Origin of the sequence: Enterobacter cloacae complex sp. ESBL7 (genome assembly GCF_041679625.1) — a bacterium.
Lineage (GTDB): Bacteria > Pseudomonadota > Gammaproteobacteria > Enterobacterales > Enterobacteriaceae > Enterobacter > Enterobacter asburiae_B.
This window is the reverse complement of record NZ_JBGORN010000005.1, coordinates 167,845-188,480: the sequence shown is the minus strand read 5'-3', so window position 1 is coordinate 188,480 and position 20,636 is coordinate 167,845. Positions and strand designations below refer to the sequence as shown.

Sequence of the window (20,636 nt, the reverse complement as noted above, 5' to 3'; positions counted from 1 at the left end):
TAATTTATCTGTATCTCAGTTTACTAGCGAAAGCGTAGAAATAAACCTAACATTGAAATTAAAGAACATCAGATTTAGCATGTAAATGAAATTTGTCAGGGCAGGAAGCCCCGCAACTTCTTTAGCGTGCGATTTTCCTTAAAGGGATGGAAAAAGAATGGATAATAACGAACCTGGAACCCCAGTCGACTCGACTCTGGGTTACACATTCCAAAACGATTTTCTGGCGCTGACGCAGGCCTTTTCTTTACCTGAAATAGATTACACCGATATTTCCCAGCGGGAACAGTTGGCCGCGGCTATTAAACGCTGGCCGTTATTAGCTGAATTCGCCCATCAACAATAAGGGAGCCATTGATGGCCATACTCGGATTACAGGGTGTCCGTGGCGGTGTGGGTACCACATCAGTTACCGCGGCGCTGGCGTGGTCATTACAGCTTTTAGGTGAATCGGTGCTGGTTATTGACGCCTGCGCCGATAATTTGTTGCGTATGTCGTTTAACGTCGACTTTTCTCGTGAAGAGGGCTGGGCCCGGGCACTGCTTGATGATAAAGACTGGCAGGATGCAGGGATGCGCTATACCTCCCAGCTCGATCTGCTGCCGTTTGGGCAACTGACTACCACGGAACGCGAGAATGAAGCCGCGTATCAGCGCCTGTTTTCGCAATTCACGCTGGCGCTGCAAACCCTGAAAGAAAAGGGGCACTACAAGTGGATCCTGCTGGATCTGCCGCACGGCGCCGGCACGCTCACTCGACAGCTTATCGCCCAGTGCGATCATATACTTTCCATCGTCAACGTCGATGCGAACTGCCATATCCGCCTGCATCAGCAGGGGCTGCCTCAGAACGCTCACCTTCTGATTAACGATTTGCGCATTGGCAGCCAGATCCAGGACGATCTGTATCAGGTCTGGCTGCAAAGCCAGCGCCGTCTGCTTCCCATTGTCATCCATCGTGATGAGGGGATGGCGGAATGCCTAGCGTCTAAGCAACCGCTCGGCGAATACCGCAGCGATTCACTGGCGGCAGAAGAGATCCTGACGCTGGCTAACTGGTGTCTGCTGAACTTCGCCAACAGGGCGGAGCATGCAGGGAGTTCTGTATGAGTCGTCTCGCCAGCTGGTTACTCATCCCACCGGTCAGTTCGCGTTTGAGCGAACATTACCGGCATTTCCGCCGGCACGGTGCTTCGGCATTTAGCGCCGCGCTCGGCTGTTTCTGGATGATTCTGGCCTGGATGTTTATTCCACTCGAACACCCGCGCTGGCAGCGCATACGTGCCCGGCACAGTGAGCTATATCCGCACATTAATCCCAACCGGCCGCGTCCTTTGGATCCGGCGCGATATCTCATTCAGGCCATCTGGCTGGTGGTCACGTCATCCCGCTCAGAGAAAATAACGCCGCACTGGCGCAGCTTCTCCCGCGTCCAGCAGTTACGTGAGCGCTACCACCAGTGGCTGGACAGACTGCCCAACAGCGTAAGCGATAAGACCAGCCATCTGGATAACCATAAAGAGCTCGGGCATCTGCATCCGGGCCTGCGGCGTTTTATCCTCGGCGTGATCGTCGTGTTCTCGCTCATTCTGGCGCTGGTCTGTATTACGCAGCCTTTCAACCCTCTGGCGCAGTTCACCTTCCTGATCCTGCTGTGGGGCGTGGCGCTGCTGGTCCGCCGTATTCCGGGCCGCTTCTCGGCGCTGATGCTGATTGTGCTGTCGTTGACCGTCTCCTGTCGCTACATCTGGTGGCGTTATACCTCAACCCTGAACTGGGACGATCCGGTCAGCCTGGTGTGCGGCCTGGTGCTGCTGTTTGCCGAAACCTACGCCTGGATCGTGCTGGTGCTGGGCTATTTCCAGGTCATTTGGCCGCTCAACCGCCAGCCGGTTCCGCTGCCTAAAGACACCGCGCAGTGGCCGTCTGTTGATCTCTTTGTACCGACCTACAACGAAGATCTGAGCGTGGTGAAAAACACCATTTATGCCGCGCTGGGCATCGACTGGCCGAAAGACAAGCTCAAGGTCTGGATCCTGGATGACGGCAACCGTCCGGCGTTCCGCCAGTTCGCAGAGGAGGTCGGCGTCGAGTACATCGCTCGTCCGACTCACGAGCATGCGAAAGCCGGGAACATCAACAACGCGTTGAAGTATGCCACAGGGGAGTTTGTCTCGATCTTTGACTGTGACCACGTGCCGACGCGCTCGTTCCTGCAGATGACCATGGGCTGGTTCCTGAAGGAGAAAGAGCTGGCGATGATGCAGACGCCGCACCACTTCTTCTCGCCGGATCCGTTTGAACGTAACCTTGGCCGCTTCCGTAAAACCCCGAACGAAGGCACGCTGTTCTATGGCCTGGTGCAGGACGGAAACGACATGTGGGATGCCACCTTCTTCTGCGGCTCCTGTGCGGTTATCCGCCGTAAGCCGCTGGATGAAATTGGCGGTATCGCCGTCGAAACGGTCACTGAAGATGCGCATACCTCTTTGCGCCTGCACCGTCGTGGCTATACCTCGGCGTATATGCGTATTCCGCAGGCCGCCGGTCTGGCAACGGAGTCACTGTCGGCGCACATTGGTCAGCGTATTCGCTGGGCGCGCGGCATGGTGCAGATCTTCCGTCTCGATAACCCACTGATTGGGAAAGGGCTCAAGCTGGCGCAACGTCTCTGCTACGTCAACGCCATGTTTCACTTCTTATCCGGTATCCCGCGGCTGATCTTCCTGACCGCGCCGCTGGCGTTCCTGCTCCTTCACGCTTATATCATTTACGCCCCGGCGCTGATGATTGCGCTGTTTGTTCTGCCGCACATGATCCACGCGAGCCTGACTAACTCGAAGATACAGGGTAAATACCGCCATTCCTTCTGGAGCGAAATCTACGAAACGGTGCTGGCCTGGTATATCGCACCGCCGACGATGGTGGCGCTGATTAACCCGCACAAAGGGAAATTTAACGTCACCGCCAAGGGCGGCCTGGTGGAAGAGGAGTACGTCGACTGGGTGATCTCCCGTCCGTATATCTTCCTGGTATTGCTGAATATCGTTGGCGTCATCGCCGGTATCTGGCGTTACTTCTACGGCCCGGAAAACGAAATCCTGACCGTCTTTGTGAGTATGGCCTGGGTCTTCTACAACCTGATTATCCTCGGCGGCGCGGTAGCGGTGTCGGTGGAGAGTAAACAGGTTCGTCGCGCGCATCGCGTTGAAATCTGCATGCCTGCGGCGATCGCCCGTGAAGATGGCCACCTCTTCTCCTGTACCGTGCACGACTTCTCTGACGGTGGTCTGGGGATCAAAATCAACGGCCAGGCTAAGGTGCTGGAAGGCCAGAAAGTTAACCTGCTGCTTAAGCGCGGCCAGCAGGAGTATGTCTTCCCGACGCAGGTTGTGCGCGTGGCGGGCAATGAAGTCGGTTTGCAGCTGATGCCGTTGACCAAAAAGCAACATATCGATTTTGTGCAGTGTACGTTTGCCCGCGCGGATACGTGGGCTCTCTGGCAGGACAGCTTCCCGGAAGATAAACCTCTGGAAAGCCTGCTGGATATTCTGAAGCTGGGGTTCCGTGGCTATCGTCACCTTGCAGAATTCGCCCCGTCGTCGGTGAAATTAATTTTCCGGTCACTTACTTCGCTGGTTTCCTGGGTCGTGTCGTTCATTCCTCGTCGTCCTGAGCGGGATGAGGCGAAGCAGGCGGACCCGGTTATGGCTCAACAATGATGATAACGCGATGAAAACAAAACTTTCCTGGTTATGTGCAGTGGCAATGGGGATGAATGTTCTCCCCGCAACAATGGCTAACGCAGCTCCTGGTAACGCAGCGGCAACGCCTGCGCCAACGGTACCTGTCGTCGCGCAAGCAACCGATCCGGTTGTCACCGCGGCACCTGGTCAAACAGAAAATATCATGCCGAACCAGCCAACGGAGGGGAACACCCTGCCGGCAGACGGCCAGGTCATCGGGCAGGTGATGCCTGGCGTCCGGGGGGCGAATGCGCCCGTCGTTGCGGACAATGCGCCGTCGCGGGACGTGAAGCTGACCTTCGCGCAAATTGCACCGCCTCCGGGCAGTATGGTGCTGCGCGGCATCAACCCTAACGGCGGCATTGAGTTTGGCATGCGTAGCGATGAGGTCGTTTCTAATGCGGTGCTGAACCTGGAATACACGCCGTCGCCGTCTCTGCTGCCGACGCAGTCCCAGCTGAAGGTCTACCTGAATGATGAGCTGATGGACGTACTGCCGGTCACCAAAGAGCAGCTGGGCAAGAAAACCCAGGCGCAGGTGCCGATCAACCCGCTGTTCATCACCGACTTTAACCGTATCCGTCTGGAATTTGTCGGTCACTACCGCGATGTCTGCGAAAACCCGGCCAGCAACACGCTTTGGATGGACATCGGGCGTAACTCCTCGCTGCAGATGACCTACCAGTCGCTGGCGCTGAAAAACGATCTCTCGGCATTCCCGGTTCCATTCTTCGATCCGCGTGATAACCGTCCGCTCACGCTGCCGATGGTGTTTGCATCGTCACCGGACGTGACCGAGCAGCTGGCGGCCACCATTGTGGCGTCCTGGTTTGGTTCACGCGCCGGCTGGCGTGGACAGAGCTTCCCGGCGATGTATGACAAACTGCCGGACAGAAATGCCATTGTGTTTGCGACCAACGCGAAACGCCCGACCTTCCTGCGCGATCATCCGGACGTTAAAGCGCCGACCGTTGAGATGATAAGCCACCCGGAAAACCCGTACGTGAAGCTGCTGGTGGTCTTTGGCCGTGATGATAAAGATCTGGTGCAGGCAGCAAAAGCGATTGCCCAGGGCAACGTCCTTTTCCGTGGCAACAGCGTTGTAGTGGATGAGGTCAAACCGCTGCTGGCGCGTAAACCTTATGATGCGCCAAACTGGGTGCGTACCGACCGTGCGGTGACATTTGGCGAGCTGAAAACCTATGAAGAACAGCTGCAGGCGACGGGGCTTGAGCCTGCGCCGATTAGCCTGTCACTGAATCTGCCGCCGGATCTGTATCTGCTGCGTACCAACGGCATCGATATCAATCTGAACTACCGTTATACCGCGCCAGCGACCAAAGACAGCTCGCGCATGGATATCAGCCTGAACAACCAGTTCCTGCAATCGTTCAGCCTGCAAAGCACGCAGGATACTAACCGCCTGATGCTTCGCCTGCCGGTGTTGCAGGGGCTGCTGGACGGTAAAACGGATGTCTCCATTCCGGCACTGAAGCTGGGCGCGATAAACCAGCTGCGCTTTGACTTCCAGTACATGAACCCGACGCCTGGCGGTTCGGCGGAAAACTGCATCACCTTCCAGCCCGTACAGAACCACGTCGTGATTGGCGATGAGTCGACCATCGACTTCTCGAAGTACTATCACTTCCTGGCGATGCCGGATCTGCGCGCCTTTGCTAACGCGGGCTTCCCGTTCAGCCGCATGGCCGATCTCTCTGAGTCCATCGTTGTGATGCCAAAAGCGCCAAGCGAAGGGCAGGTTACGACCCTGCTGGATACCATGGCGACCGTTGGGGGACAGACGGGATTACCGGCGATTAACGTCACGTTGACGGACGATGGCAGCCAGATCCAGAACAAAGATGCTGACATCATGGTGATCGGTACCATTCCGGATAAGCTGAAGGATGACAAACGTATCGATCTGCTGGTGAAAGCGGCCCAGTCCTGGGTTAACACGCCGCTGCGTCAGACCGAGTTCCCGAGCATTATGCCGGATATGAACGACCGTCAGGCCAGCGCGCAGACGACGGTAACGTCTCAGGGGGCAATGGCCGCGGTGGTGGGCTTCCAGTCACCTTACAACGAACAGCGTAGCGTGGTGGCTCTCCTGGCGGACAGCCCGCGCGGGTATGAACTGCTCAATACGGCCATGAACGACAGCGGTAAACGTGCCGCGATGTTTGGATCCGTTTCGGTGATCCGTGAGTCCGGCGTCAATAGCCTGCGCGTGGGCGACGTGTACTACGTGGGCCATCTGCCGTGGTTCGAACGCCTGTGGTATGCGCTGGCTAACCATCCGGTTCTGCTCGCCATCCTGGCGGCGGTCAGCGTGGTCTTGCTGGCATGGGTGCTGTGGCGTCTGCTGCGTATCATCAGCCGTCGTCGCCTGAACCCGGATGAGTAAGATGTGATGAAAGCCTTTCGCTGGTGTGCATTAGCAGCGTTGATGCTGGCGGCGCTTCCTCTTCGCGCCGCCTGTACCTGGCCTGCCTGGGAGCAGTTTAAAAAGGATTACATCAGTGAGGGCGGGCGTGTCGTTGATCCCAGCGACACGCGCAAAATTACGACCTCGGAAGGGCAAAGCTACGCCTTGTTCTTTGCCCTTGCGGCGAACGATCGCAGCGCGTTTGACCAGCTGCTGACCTGGACGCGCGATAATCTTGCCAGCGGCAATCTCAACGACCATCTGCCCGCCTGGCTATGGGGCCAGAAAGATAAAGAGACGTGGGCGGTGATTGATACCAACTCCGCCTCTGATGCCGATGTCTGGATCGCCTGGTCTCTGCTCGAAGCGGGCCGGTTGTGGAAACATCCGGACTATACCCGCACGGGTAAGGCGCTGCTGAAACACATTGTCAGTGAGGAAGTGGTGAAAGTGCCGGGGCTCGGCGCAATGCTGCTTCCCGGTAAAGTCGGTTTTGCCGATGAAAACGTCTGGCGTTTTAACCCCAGCTATCTTCCTCCGCAGTTAGCGAGTTATTTCACGCGCTTTGGTCCGCCGTGGACCCAGCTTCGTGAAACCAATCAGCGTCTGCTGCTGGAGAGCGCGCCGAAAGGGTTTTCGCCGGACTGGGTTCAGTATCAGAAAAACAAAGGCTGGCGGTTACAGCAGGATAAATCGCTGGTGGGCGGCTACGACGCCATCCGCGTTTATCTCTGGGTGGGAATGATGAGTGATAAAGATCCTCAGAAAGCCCGGCTGCTGACGCGCTTCCAGCCGATGGCGGCAAAGACAATGAAACGGGGTGTGCCGCCGGAGAAAGTGGATGTGGCGACGGGTAAACGCACCGGGAATGGCCCGGTCGGGTTCTCTGCCGCCATGCTGCCGTTTTTACAACAACGTGATGCCCTGGCGGTTCAGCGCCAGCGCGTTGCGGACCATTTTCCCGATAACAATGCCTATTACAGCTACGTGCTGACTCTCTTTGGGCAAGGATGGGATCAGCATCGTTTTCGCTTCACCGCAAAAGGTGAATTAATACCGGATTGGGGCCAGGAATGCGCAAGTTCACAGTAAATCTACTCACTTTATCGCTTGGCCTGGCACTGATGCCGATGGCTGAAGCCGCCAACTCTCCGCAGCAGAAACAGCTGCTGGAACAGGTTCGGCTGGGCGAATCGACACAGCGTGAGGATTTGGTTCGTCAGTCGCTTTACCGTCTTGAGCTGATTGACCCGAACAACCCTGACGTCATTGCCGCACGCTTTCGCTACCTGCTGCGCCAGGGCGATAACGCCGGTGCGCAAAAAGAGCTGGATCGTCTGAAAGGGATTGCGCCGGGCTCGAATGCATACCAGTCATCACGCAACACGATGCTGCTGTCCACGCCGGATGGCCGCCAGCAGCTCCAGCAGGCGCGTTTGCTCGCCACCACGGGACACACGCAGGAGGCGATTGCAGCCTATGACAAGCTGTTTGACGGCAACCCGCCGGGCGGCGACGTGGCGACGGAATACTGGAACGTCGTGGCGAAAGACCCCGCTCGCCGGAATGCAGCCATTAACCAGCTCAAGAAAATCAACACCAGCAGCCCCGGAAATACACAGCTGCAGGCGACGCTGTCCCAGCTTTTGTTCCAGAGCGGACGCCGTGACGAAGGCTTTGCGGTATTGCAGGATATGGCTAAATCGACCAACGGGCGCAGCCAGGCGTCTGATATGTGGTATGACCAAATCAAAGGCCAGCCTGCCAGCAGCGCCAGCGTCAGCGCGCTGCAAAAATACCTGAGCGTATTCAGTGACGGCGATAGCGTCGCGGCGGCGCGTGCCCAGCTCGAAGAACAGCAAAAACAGCTCGCTGACCCGGCGTTCCGCGCGAAAGCGGAAGGGCTGGCGGCGGTGGATGCCGGGCAGGGAAGTAAGGCGGTGGCTGAGCTGCAAAAAGCCGTCAGCGCCAACCATGCCGACAGTGAAGCGGTGGGTGCCCTTGGCCAGGCTTATTCTCAGAAAGGCGACCGCGCCCGCGCGGTGGCGCAGTTTGAAAAGGCGATTGCCCTCGATCCCCAGAGCGATAACCGGGGTAAATGGGACAGTCTGCTGAAGGTCAACCGCTACTGGCTGCTGATCCAGCAGGGCGATGCGGCCCTGAAGGCGAATAACCCTGCGCAGGCGGAGCGTTACTATCAGCAGGCGCGCAGTATCGACAATACCGACAGTTATGCCGTGCTGGGGTTGGGCGATGCCGCCGCGGCGCGTAAAGATAATGACGCAGCGGAACGTTACTATCGCCAGGCGCTGCGTATGGACAGCGGCAACAGCAATGCGGTCCGCGGCCTGGCCAATATTTACCGCGCGCAGTCCCCGGAGAAGGCCTCGCAGTTTATCCAGTCTCTCTCCGCCAGCCAGCGTCGGAGCATTGATGATATTGAACGCAGCCTGACCAACGAGCAGCTCTCCGCTCAGGCAGAACAGCTGGAAAATCAGGGGAAATACGCTCAGGCGGCAGAGGTTCAGCGCCGTCGTCTGGCGCTCTCACCGGGCGACGTGTGGATAACCTATCGTCTCTCGCGCGATCTCTACAGCGCGGGTCAGCGCAGCCAGGCGGATACCCTGATGCGTCAGCTTGCCAGCCAGAAACCGACCGATCCGGATCAGGTGTACGCCAGCGGGCTCTATCTTTCCGGCAACGATCAGGACCGCGCCGCGCTGGCGCATCTGGACACGCTGCCGCGCAGCCGGTGGAACGGCAATATTCAGGAGCTTGCCGACCGCCTGCAAAGCAATCAGGTGCTGGAAACCGCCAATCGTCTGCGCGACAGCGGAAAAGAGCAGGAGGCGGAAAACCTTCTGCGTCAGCAGCCGACCTCCACCCGCATCGACCTGACGCTGGCTGACTGGGCGCAGCAGCGTGGCGATCTGGCGTCGGCGAAAACGACGTATAACGCCGTTCTGCAGCGTGAACCGCAGAACGAAGACGCGATCCTCGGCCTGACCGAGATTTACAGCGCGCAGGGCGACAAAGATGCCGCGCGCGCAGAGTTGGCGAAACTGCCCGCCGCGCAAAACGGCCAGCCGCTGTCGCTCAACATGCAGCGCCGGATCGCGATGGCGCAGGCAGGTCTGGGCGATTCCGCTGCCGCAGAACAGACCTTCAACAAAATCATTCCGCAGGCTAAATCGCAGCCCGGCTCCATGGAAAACGCGCTGGTGTTACGTGATGCCGCGCGTTTCCAGGCGCAAAACGGTCAGCCTCAGCAGGCGCTGGAAACCTATAAAGACGCGATGGTGTCGACGGGCATCACCACGACGCGTCCGGCCGACAACGACAGTTTCACTCGTCTGACGCGTAACGATGAAAAAGACGACTGGCTGAAGCGCGGCGTGCGCAGCGATGCCGGTGACTTGTACCGTCAGCAGGATGTTAACGTCACGCTGCAGCACGACTACTGGGGCTCCAGCGGCACGGGCGGCTATTCTGACCTGAAAGCGCACACTACCATGCTGCAGGTGGATGCTCCGCTGTCTGACGGGCGCATGTTCTTCAGAAGCGATCTGGTCAACATGGACGCCGGTTCATTTGATAACAATAACGGGACCTACGATCCAAAATGGGGGACCTGCTACGAAACGCCGTGTAGCGGCAACACCCATCAGTCCGACAATGGCGCAAGCGTCGCCGTCGGCTGGCAGAATAAAACCTGGGCGATGGATATTGGCACCACGCCAATGGGCTTTGACGTCGTCGACGTGGTGGGCGGCATCAGCTACAGCAGCGATCTGGGCCCCATCGGCTATACCGTTAACGCCCATCGCCGCCCCATCTCCAGCTCTCTGCTGGCGTTCGCCGGGCAAAAAGATACCAACACCGGCACCACCTGGGGCGGCGTACGTGCCACCGGTGGCGGCGTAAGCGTGAGCTATGACAAAGGGGAAGCGAACGGCGTCTGGTCAAGCCTGAACGCGGAAACGCTGACGGGTAAAAATGTGGAAGATAACTGGCGCGTCCGCTGGATGACGGGTTACTACTACAAGCTCATAAATAAAAACAACGAGCGCCTGACGGTCGGCGTCTCCAATATGCTCTGGCACTACGACAAAGATCTGAGCGGTTATACCCTGGGTCAGGGCGGCTACTACAGCCCGCAGGAGTATGTCTCCTTCGCACTGCCGGTGACCTGGCGTAAACGCACGGAGAACTGGTCATGGGAGCTGGGCGGCTCGGTGTCCTGGTCTCACTCGAAAACCAAAGACGAACTGCGCTACCCGATCCAGAATCTGATCCCGACCGATGAGCCAGACCGCTATACCGACCGGGGCGTGATGGAAACCGGCAGCAGCTCCTCAGGCACGGGTTATACCGCGCGGGCCATTATCGAACGCCGCGTAACGTCCAACTGGTTTGTGGGCATGGGCGTGGATATTCAGGAAGCGAAAGACTATACCCCAAGCCATGCGCTGATCTATGTGCGTTACTCTGCTGCAGGCTGGCAGGGCGCTATGGACTTACCGCCGCAGCCGCTCATCCCTTACGCGGACTGGTAATCGGATTATCCTTAATCCATTTGTAAGTCTCTCTTAATAGCGCGGCAATCGGGTATACTCAGGCGCGCCAGGTTTACACCCTGGCGCGCCCTGCGCTTCGAGTTTTGTGGAGAGTCATTTTGCGTGTCAGCCGTTCCTTAACAATCAAACAGATGGCGATGGTTTCTGCCGTCACCATGCTGTTTGTACTGCTCTTCTGCGTAATTTTGCTGTTTCATTCCGTACAGCAGAATCGCTATAACACGGCTTCGCAGTTAGAAAGTATCGCGCGCTCGGTGCGCGGCCCGCTCTCTGCCGCTATCCTGAAAGGGGATATTCCCGAAGCGGAAACCATTTTAAAACGCATTCAGCCTGCCGGCGTCGTTAGCCGCGCCGATGTGGTCTTGCCCAACCAGTTTCAGGCGCTGCGGATGAGCTTTATCCCGGAGCGTCCCGTCCCGATGATGGTGATGCGCCTGTTTGAACTGCCGGTGCAGATTTCGCTGCCCGTTTATTCGCTTGAACGCCCTGCCAATCCGCAGCCGCTGGCCTACCTGGTATTACAGGCGGATTCCTACCGCATGTATAAATTCGTCATGAGCTGGGTGGTTACGTTAGTGACCACTTGCTTACTTATGACGCTTATTCTCAGCGTGGCGCTCACCTGGTGCATTAACCGGCTGATTGTTCATCCGCTGCGCCGTATCGCCCGCGAGCTGAATACGCTTGCGCCGCAGGATCAGATGGGGCATCAGCTTGAGCTGCCGCGTCTGCATCATGACGATGAGATAGGCATGCTGGTGCGCAGCTACAACCTCAACCAGCAGCGCATTCAGCGCCAGCAGGATGAGTTAAACAGCAGCGCCACGCGCTTCCCGGTGTCGGAGCTTCCCAATAAAGCCTTCCTGATGGCGATGCTGGAGCAGACCGTTGCCCGTCAGCAAACCACGGCGCTGATGGTTATCGCCTGTGAAACCCTGCAGGACACGGCTGGCGTGCTCAGGGAGAGCCAGCGCGAAATACTGCTGCTGACCCTGGTGGAAAAAGTGAAGTCTGTCCTTGCCCCGCGCATGGTGCTGACCCAGGTCAGCGGTTACGACCTGGTGGTGATTGCCAACGGCGTAAAAGAACCCTGGCATGCGATCACTTTAGGTCAGCAAGTACTCACTGTCATTAATGAGCGGTTGCCCATTCAGGGTATCCAGCTTCGTCCAAGCGCCAGTATCGGTATTGCGATGTACTATGGCGATTTAACGGCAGAGCAGCTTTATCATCGCGCGTTCTCGGCGGCGTTCACCGCCCGGCGCAAAGGCAAAAATCAGATCCAGTTCTTCGCGCCGGAAGAGATGGAAAAGGCGCAGCAGCGCCTGACGGAAGAGAGCGACATCCTGACCGCGCTGGATAACCGCCAGTTTGCCCTCTGGCTACAGCCGCAGGTGAATTTGCTGACGGGAGAAGTGAAAAGCGCCGAGGCACTGCTGCGCGTGCAACAGCCGGATGGTTCATGGGAGCTGCCGGAAGGGCTGATTGAGCGCATTGAGTCCTGTGGCCTGATGGTTACCGTCGGCTACTGGGTGCTGGAGGAGTCCTGCCGTCAGCTTGCCGCCTGGCAGGAGCGCGGCGTGACGCTTCCGCTGTCGGTCAATTTGTCTGCCCTGCAGCTGATGCACCCGACCATGGTTTCAGAGATGCTGGAGCTGATCCATCGTTACCGAATCAAGCCTGATACGTTAACTCTGGAAGTGACGGAGAGCCGACGCATCGACGACCCTAATCAGGCAGTCGCAATTCTGAAACCGCTGCGTAATGCCGGCATTCGCATTGCGCTGGACGATTTTGGCATGGGATACGCCGGGCTGCGTCAGCTTCAGCACATGAAAACCCTTCCGGTGGATGTGCTCAAAATTGATAAAGCGTTTGTCGACGGTCTGCCTGGCGACAGCAGCATGGTGCAGGCGATTATCCAGATGGCGCGCAGCCTCAACCTGCATCTTATTGCCGAGGGGATTGAAACCGAAGCGCAACGCGCATGGCTGGCAGAGGCGGGCGTGGAGAGCGGACAAGGCTTCCTTTTTGCCCCTGCTGTTCCTTCGGATGTCTTTGAAGAACGATACCTTTCTGGTGCTGACAATAACGCAAAAGTGTAATTTTGTTGCTGGCTTGTGCGAGCCAGCTCAAAGTTCTTAACATTTGTGTTTCAAATTTGAACTGAGTTTATTTCTGTCCTGTTATGTGGGTGTTATTTTAAAGCCGCAGGTTAACCATAACCTTACAAAGCCTGTGGTTTTTCTTCCCAAGGACACCTTATGAAAACCTCACTCTTCAAAAGTCTTTATTTCCAGGTCCTGACAGCCATCGCCATCGGTATTCTGCTGGGTCACTATTACCCTGAGCTGGGCGCGCAAATGAAACCGCTTGGCGACGCGTTCGTTAAGCTCATCAAAATGGTCATCGCGCCGGTGATCTTTTGTACCGTCGTGACGGGCATCGCTGGCATGGAAAGCATGAAGGCGGTCGGTCGTACCGGTGCAGTGGCGCTTCTCTATTTTGAAGTGGTCAGTACCCTTGCGCTGATTATCGGTCTGATCATCGTCAACGTGGTGCAGCCGGGCGCGGGGATGAACGTAGACCCGTCAACGCTGGATGCCAAAGCGGTCGCGGTGTATGCCGAGCAGGCGAAGGATCAGGGCGTGGTGGCTTTCCTGCTGGACGTGATACCGGGCAGCGTCATTGGCGCGTTCGCCAGCGGAAACATCCTGCAGGTTCTGCTGTTCGCCGTGATGTTTGGCTTTGCTCTGCACCGTCTGGGCAGCAAAGGCCAGCTTATCTTTAATGTGATCGAAAGCTTCTCCCAGGTGATTTTCGGCATCATCAATATGATCATGCGCCTGGCGCCGATCGGTGCTTTCGGCGCGATGGCCTTCACCATCGGTAAATATGGCGTCGGTACGCTGGTGCAGCTGGGTCAGCTGATTATCTGCTTCTATATCACCTGTATCCTTTTCGTGGTCGTGGTGCTGGGCTCCATCGCCCGCGCGACGGGTTTCAACATCTTCAAATTTATCCGTTACATCCGCGAAGAGCTGCTGATCGTTCTGGGGACCTCCTCTTCAGAATCCGCGCTGCCGCGTATGCTCGACAAGATGGAAAAGCTGGGGTGCCGTAAATCGGTGGTCGGGCTGGTGATCCCGACGGGCTACTCCTTCAACCTTGACGGCACCTCGATATACCTGACGATGGCGGCCGTGTTTATCGCTCAGGCGACCAACAGCCATATGGATATTTTCCATCAGATTACCCTGCTGGTGGTGCTCCTGCTCTCCTCTAAAGGCGCGGCAGGGGTGACGGGCAGCGGATTTATCGTGCTGGCTGCCACCATTTCCGCTGTGGGTCACCTGCCGGTGGCGGGTCTGGCGTTGATTCTGGGTATCGACCGCTTCATGTCAGAGGCGCGTGCGTTAACCAACCTGGTAGGTAACGGCGTGGCAACGGTGGTGGTGGCGAAATGGGTGAAAGAGCTGGATCACAAAAAGCTCGACGATACTCTGAATAACCGTTCAACTGACAGCAAAAATCCTGGCTTAACCTCTTAATCTTGTCACAAATGCCCGTATTCCCTTGTCGGGATGCGGGCTCCTGCGCATAATAACTGTTCGTACCTGTCATAATTCGACAAGATTTTTTTTGGGTATATTTCACTTCTGACCGTGACGTTTTGCCGAACGCGCGGTCTAATCGACGTGTTTTCATCGTCATCTTTAAGAGTGAAGCGCGTCGCGAAACACTCTTTTTTAACCAGGAATGTTGATCAGGGGTTCACATGCAGGGCACAAAAATTCGACTCTTAACCGGCGGTTTGCTGATGATGGCAGCAGCCAGTTATGTGCAGGCAGATGCGCTCCAGCCAGACCCGGCCTGGCAACAAGGGACATTAGCGAACGGTTTTCAGTGGCAGGTTTTAGCCACTCCGCAACGTCCCAGTGACCGTGTAGAAATCCGTCTGTCCATTAATACCGGTTCCCTCGCGGAAAGCACTCAGCAAACCGGTTTTAGCCATTTTATTCCACGGCTGGCGCTCACGCAGAGCGGCAGCCTGCAAGCGGTTCAGGTGCGTTCGCTTTGGCAGCAGGCCATCGATCCGAAACGCCCGCTCCCTCCGGCTGTGGTCTCGTATGACTACACCATGTTTAACCTGAGCCTGCCAAATAACCGTAACGACCTCCTTAAAGAAGCGCTTACGTATCTCTCCGATGCCTCTGGCAATCTGGCGATTACGCCGGACACCGTCAACTATGCGCTGAGCAACAGCGACATGGTGGCGACCTGGCCCGGGGATACCAAAGAGGGCTGGTGGCGTTACCGCCTGAAGGGCTCGACGCTGCTGGGACATGACCCGGCCGAACCGCTGAAACAGCCGGTGGACGCCGAACAGGTAAAATCGTTCTACCAGAAGTGGTACACCCCGGATGCGATGACGCTGATCGTGGTGGGTAACGTGGACAGCCGCGCGGTGGTGGAGCAGATCAACAAAGCGTTTGGTGATTTGAAAGGCAAGCGTGAAACGCCAGCCCCTGTCCCGACGCTTTCTCCGCTGCGTGCAGAGCCTGTCAGCATTATGACGGACGCCGTGCGTCAGGATCGCCTCTCCGTCATGTGGGATAACGCCTGGCAGCCAATCCGCGAGTCCGCGGCGATGTTGCGCTACTGGCGTGCCGATCTCGCGCGTGAAGCACTGTTCTGGCACGTTCAGCAGACGCTGAGCAAGAACAACGTGAAGAATATCGGTCTTGGCTTTGACTGCCGCGTGCTGTTCCAGCGTGCGCAGTGCGCCATCAACGTTGAATCGCCGGGCGATAAGCTGAATGCCAATCTGGGCGTGGTCGCAAAAGAGCTGGCAAAAGTGCGTAAAGAGGGGCTTTCCGAAGAGGAATTCAACGCTCTCGTGGCGCAGAAAAAACTCGAGCTGCAGAAGCTGTTTGCGACCTACGCTCGCGCCGATACCGACATTCTGATCAGCCAGCGTATTCGTTCCCTGCAGAATCAGGTGGTGGACATTGCGCCGGAACAGTACCAGAAACTGCGTCAGGACTTCCTGAACGGTCTGACCGTCGAGATGCTCAATCAGGACCTCCGTCAGCAGCTGTCGCAGGAGATGGCGTTGATCCTCCTGCAACCGAAGGGCGAGCCGGAATATGACATGAAGGAACTTCAGAAGACCTGGGATTCCATTATGGCTACCGCGCCGCAGCCTGCGCAGGCCCCCACGGCTGATGATTTACATCCGGACGCGACGGATATTCCGCAGGGGCAGTAATGCTTAAACATTCCCTCTCCCACAGGGAGGGGGTGTTCATCGTCCACTCTCCCTGTGGGGAGAGTAATCCCCAGTAATTTTTTACCTGAAGCGATGAATGTTGCTTCAGGTAAATGAATGACTTACAGCGATGCCCTGGTCCGGCTGTAAATCGCTGAGGCGTTTGCCTTCCGGCCGGGGCGAGGCGCATGGATGCGCCGAGAGGGCGGGCTTTACAGGGACGTTACCTCCGCCCGTACCCGATAAGCCGGAAGGAATAAGCCGAGGGCACCGCGAAGCGGCGATTTATCGCCGGGAGCCCGGGTCGCCAGGGCGGCGGCGACTGAGCCGCCATGGCACGTTCACCGGTAATGTCATTACAGAGTAGCAAGGAACATAAAGTGAACGGAATGACCACCAGAGCCGTATGTTCCCCCTCACCCCAGCCCTCTCCCTCAAGGGAGAGGGGGTAGTCCGTGCTGGCATTATTTTGTGGGGAACCCTCAGGCCTGTGGGAGAGGGTTAGGGTGAGGGCATCAGCCCGCACCTGACTTAAACAGGCATCGCCTCACGCGGAATAATCGCCCCGCGATACTGAATCACCGTGCTGGCCGTCAGGTGACCACGCTGTGCCGCCGCTTCCGGCGTTCCACCCGTCAGACGTACCGCCAGATATCCCGCGCTGAATGAATCACCGGCCGCCGTGGTATCAATCACTTTCTCTTTGGCAAGCTTCACCGCCGGCACGTCAGCCAGCGCTTCGCCCGCCACCGCGACCAGGCACGAATCCGCCCCGCGCTTAATCACCACTTCGCTCACGCCTGCCGCCTGCGTGCGTGCAATCACGTCCTCTACCGGTTTCTCACCCCACAGGGCGTCTTCATCGTCGAGCGTGAGGAAGGCGATGTCGGTGCACTGCAGCATCTGCTGATAGACCTGCTGCGTCTCTTCACGGCTGGTCCACAGGCGCGGGCGGTAGTTGTTATCGAAAATAACCTTGCCGCCGTTTGCACGGCATTCGCGCAGCAGCGAGAGCAGCTTTTCACGGCTGGTAGGGCTCAGGATCGCCAGGCTAATCCCGCTCAGATAGAGGTAGTCAAAGGTCGCCAGCTCTTCGCAGATGGCCGCGGCCGCGTCGCTCTCCAGCCAGAATTTGGCCGCGGCTTCGTTACGCCAGTAATAAAACGTGCGTTCGCCGGTGCTGTCGGTTTCGATGTAATAAAGCCCCGGGAGGCGGTTCTCCATACGCTGAATCAGCGACGTTTCGACATGTTCACTCTGCCAGGCCTCCAGCATTTGCTGGCTGAAGCTGTCCGTGCCCAGGGCGGTCACGTAGTTCACGGTGAGCGCGTCAGGTGCGACCTGACGGGCAATATAAACGGACGTGTTTAACGTATCGCCACCAAATCCGCGGCTGACTTCCGCGCCTTTTTGTGACAGCTCAATCATGCATTCGCCAATCACGGCAATTTTTTTGGACATAGTCGTGAACCTGAACAGAAGAATTATCAGCAGTGTGCGCTGAGTGAATTAACCGGTCAACTATATTAAAACAACGTTCCATTATTTTATTTGAGCCAGCGCGTGTTCCCGCGCATTTCTGTCATCTTAATTTCATTTTCCCGGTGAATTGAACATAAAGTTCTCAATTGTTGCGCCGATAATCCTGTGACGAGTCCAGAAAGGCTATCCCAACAACAGGACATCTGAAATGAAGTCAGAGCAGGTTATCCAGCGGCTGAGCACTACGCCTGAGGCAAGTATTGAGAACTTGCAGGAGCATCGCTACTGGCTGCAATGTGAGCGTGCGTACACCTATCAGCCGATCTACCGAACAGATGGTCGACTGATGGCAATTGAAATTTTGACCGTCGTTACGCATCCCTCAAACCCTACTCAGCGCATCGCGCCGGATCGCTATTTTGCCGAAGTTGCCGTTCGCCAGCGTCTGGACGTGCTGGAAGAACAGCTTCGTATGCTGGCGACGAAGCAGTCCTTTTTCGAACGGCACGATATCCTCGCCTCGGTGAACGTCGATGGTCCAACCCTGCTGGCGCTGCGTCAGAACGCAAAATTGCAGGAGCTGATCGCCACCCTGCCGTGGATGCGCTTTGAGCTGGTGGAGCATGTCCGCCTGCCGCAGGACTCCTCGTTTGCGTCGATATGCGAATACGGCCCGCTGTGGCTGGATGACTTTGGCACCGGCATGGCGAACTTCTCCGCCCTGAGTGAGGTGCGCTACGACTACATCAAAGTGGCCCGCGACCTGTTCATTATGCTGCGTCAGACCCCGGAAGGGCGGAATCTGTTTACGCTGTTATTACAGCTGATGAACCGCTATTGCCAGGGCGTGATTGTTGAAGGTGTGGAAACACTGGAAGAGTGGCGTGATGTGCAAAACTCTCCTGCAGCGGCGGCGCAAGGCTATTATCTCTCCCGCCCGGTACCCATGGATCGCCTGGATAGCGTTATAACGACCCTCTGATAAGCCCGCTTCCCTTTGTCTGGACTATAGTTTTACAGGACAGGTCATCAGGAAAGGGGATAAAAATGACGAGAACAACCAGGGTAATCTCCTGGACAGCAGGGATTTTCTTGTTGTTGATCGTGGTCGTCGCCATCATTATTGCGACGTTTGACTGGAACCGTCTCAAGCCGACCATCAACCAGAAAGTCTCAACCGAACTGAACCGCCCCTTCGCCATACGCGGCGATTTAGGGGTGGTATGGGAGCGTCAGAAAGAGGAGCCCGGCTGGCGCAGCTGGATCCCCTGGCCTCACGTCCATGCCGACGACATCATTCTCGGCAACCCGCCGGATATCCCGGACGTCACCATGATCCACCTGCCGCGCGTTGAAGCCACGCTGGCTCCGCTGGCGCTCCTCACCAAAACGGTCTATCTGCCGTGGATCAAACTTCAGCAGCCCGATGCGCGCCTGATCCGACTCTCAGAAAAAAACAACAACTGGACGTTTAACCTTGCCAGCGACAGCGAAAAAGATCCGAATGCCCGGCCTTCCTCCTGGTCGTTCCGTCTCGACAATATTCTTTTCGATCGCGGGCGGATCGCCATCGACGATAAAGTCAGCAAGGCGGACGTGGAGATCCTCGTCGATCCGCTGGGCAAACCGCTGCCGTTTAGCGAGGTCACGGGCACGAAAGCAAAAGGCGACGCGGCAAGCGTGGGGGACTATGTCTTCGGCCTGACGGCAAAAGGACGCTACAACGATCGGCCTCTCAGCGGTAAAGGGAAAATTGGCGGCATGCTGGCGCTGCGGAGCGAAGGCACGCCGTTCCCGGTGCAGGCGGACTTCCGTTCCGGTAACACCCGCGTGGCGTTCGTCGGCACGGTCAACGATCCGATGAATATGGGCGGCGTCGACCTTCAGCTTAAATTTGCCGGTGATTCGCTGGGCGAGCTGTATGAACTGACCGGCGTACTGCTGCCGGATACCCCGCCGTTCGAAACGGACGGGCATCTGGTCGCCAAAATCGATACCGAAAAATCGTCCGTTTTTGACTACCGGGACTTCAACGGCCGCATCGGCGACAGCGACATTCACGGCACGCTGACCTACACCACCGGAAAACCGCGCCCGAAACTGGAAGGGGATGTTGAGTCCCGTCAGCTGCGTCTGGCCGATCTTGGTCCGCTGATTGGTGTGGATTCGGGCAAAGGCACAAAGTCGAAAGAGGTCAAAAAGGATGTTCAGCCTGCGGGCAAAGTGCTGCCATACGATCGCTTCGAAACCGATAAATGGGACGTGATGGATGCGGATGTGCGCTTTAAAGGCGGAAAAATTGAACATGGCAGTACGCTGCCGATCAGCAATCTTTCGACCCATATCCTCCTCAAAAACGCCGACCTGCGCCTGCAGCCGCTGAAGTTCGGCATGGCGGGCGGGACGATTTCCTCGAATATTCACCTGGAAGGCGATAAGAAGCCGATGCAGGGACGGGCGGAGATCCAGGCGCGTAGATTGAAGCTGAAAGAGCTGATGCCGAACGTAGAGCTGATGCAGAAAACCCTCGGGGAAATGAACGGTGATGCCGACATTCGCGGCGTAGGGAACTCGGTGGCGGCGCTGCTGGGCAGCGGCAATGGTAACCTGAAGCTGCTGATGAACGACGGGCTGGTGAGCCGAAACCTGATGGAGATCCTGGGGCTGAACGTCGGTAACTACGTCATCGGGCAAATTTTTGGTGATGACGAGGTGCGGGTGAACTGCGCGGCGGCCAATCTGGATCTGGTTAACGGCGTGGCGCGTCCGCAGATATTTGCCTTCGACACGGAAAACGCGGTGATTAACGTGACCGGGACCGCCAGCATGGCCTCGGAGCAGCTTGATTTGACGATTGACCCGGAAAGTAAGGGGATCCGCATCATCACCCTGCGCTCGCCGCTTTACGTGCGCGGAACCTTCAAAAACCCGCAGGCGGGCGTGAAGCCCGGACCGCTGATTGCGCGCGGTGCGGTGGCTGCGGCCCTGGCGACGCTGGTCACCCCGGCCGCAGCGCTGCTGGCGTTGATTTCGCCGTCAGAAGGCGAGGCCAATCAGTGCCGGACTATTTTGTCGCAGATGAAGAAGTAGCTCCCTTTCTCCCTCTCCCTGTGGGAGAGGGCCGGGGTGAG

The 20,636-nt window shown here is 57.3% G+C and carries 12 protein-coding genes; 11 read left to right on the top strand and 1 reads right to left on the bottom strand.

Features of this window, described 5'->3' with window-relative positions:
* Positions 1-157: 157 nt before the first annotated feature.
* The 9 genes from bcsR (at position 158) to ACERY3_RS18120 (ending at position 16,023) form a co-directional block, all read left to right on the top strand.
* Positions 158-346 (top strand): cellulose biosynthesis protein BcsR, encoded by a 189-nt coding sequence (gene bcsR, locus ACERY3_RS18160; protein WP_008503237.1) that lies wholly within the window; start codon positions 158-160, stop codon positions 344-346.
* 11 nt (positions 347-357) lie between these two features.
* Positions 358-1,110, top strand: a complete 753-nt coding sequence (gene bcsQ, locus ACERY3_RS18155; RefSeq protein WP_023333774.1) for a cellulose biosynthesis protein BcsQ — start codon at positions 358-360, stop codon at positions 1,108-1,110.
* Positions 1,107-3,722: a UDP-forming cellulose synthase catalytic subunit gene (bcsA, locus tag ACERY3_RS18150; RefSeq protein WP_029740462.1), complete on the top strand. Its 2,616-nt coding sequence runs from the start codon at positions 1,107-1,109 to the stop codon at positions 3,720-3,722. The genes bcsQ and bcsA overlap by 4 nt, the downstream gene beginning before the upstream one ends.
* Before the next feature lie 10 nt (positions 3,723-3,732).
* Entirely contained in the window at positions 3,733-6,153 is a 2,421-nt protein-coding gene (bcsB, locus tag ACERY3_RS18145) for a cellulose biosynthesis cyclic di-GMP-binding regulatory protein BcsB (protein WP_373226198.1), read from the top strand.
* A 6-nt stretch (positions 6,154-6,159) separates the two neighbouring features.
* Entirely contained in the window at positions 6,160-7,266 is a 1,107-nt protein-coding gene (bcsZ, locus tag ACERY3_RS18140; RefSeq protein WP_373226204.1) for a cellulose synthase complex periplasmic endoglucanase BcsZ, read from the top strand.
* Complete coding sequence (gene bcsC / locus ACERY3_RS18135; RefSeq protein WP_373226196.1) at positions 7,248-10,730, top strand: cellulose synthase complex outer membrane protein BcsC; 3,483 nt, start codon at positions 7,248-7,250, stop codon at positions 10,728-10,730. The genes bcsZ and bcsC overlap by 19 nt, the downstream gene beginning before the upstream one ends.
* Before the next feature lie 119 nt (positions 10,731-10,849).
* Positions 10,850-12,856: a biofilm formation regulator HmsP gene (hmsP, locus tag ACERY3_RS18130; RefSeq protein WP_373226195.1), complete on the top strand. Its 2,007-nt coding sequence runs from the start codon at positions 10,850-10,852 to the stop codon at positions 12,854-12,856.
* Between the two features lie 159 nt (positions 12,857-13,015).
* Positions 13,016-14,302: a dicarboxylate/amino acid:cation symporter gene (locus tag ACERY3_RS18125; RefSeq protein ID WP_023309587.1), complete on the top strand. Its 1,287-nt coding sequence runs from the start codon at positions 13,016-13,018 to the stop codon at positions 14,300-14,302.
* A 227-nt stretch (positions 14,303-14,529) separates the two neighbouring features.
* Complete coding sequence (locus tag ACERY3_RS18120) at positions 14,530-16,023, top strand: pitrilysin family protein (protein ID WP_058842091.1); 1,494 nt, start codon at positions 14,530-14,532, stop codon at positions 16,021-16,023.
* Positions 16,024-16,554: 531 nt separating this feature from the next.
* On the opposite strand, the gene ACERY3_RS18115 is transcribed toward ACERY3_RS18120, so the two are convergent.
* Positions 16,555-17,484 (bottom strand): sugar kinase, encoded by a 930-nt coding sequence (locus ACERY3_RS18115; protein ID WP_058842090.1) that lies wholly within the window; start codon positions 17,482-17,484, stop codon positions 16,555-16,557.
* Positions 17,485-17,713: 229 nt separating this feature from the next.
* Here ACERY3_RS18115 and pdeH point away from each other — a divergent pair, with 229 nt between their 5' ends.
* Positions 17,714-18,487: a cyclic-guanylate-specific phosphodiesterase gene (gene pdeH, locus ACERY3_RS18110; RefSeq protein WP_039263033.1), complete on the top strand. Its 774-nt coding sequence runs from the start codon at positions 17,714-17,716 to the stop codon at positions 18,485-18,487.
* A gap of 65 nt (positions 18,488-18,552) precedes the next feature.
* The gene (locus tag ACERY3_RS18105) at positions 18,553-20,595 is read left to right on the top strand and encodes an AsmA family protein (RefSeq protein ID WP_058842089.1); all 2,043 of its coding nucleotides are present in this window, start codon (positions 18,553-18,555) and stop codon (positions 20,593-20,595) included.
* The last annotated feature ends 41 nt before the right edge of the window (positions 20,596-20,636 follow it).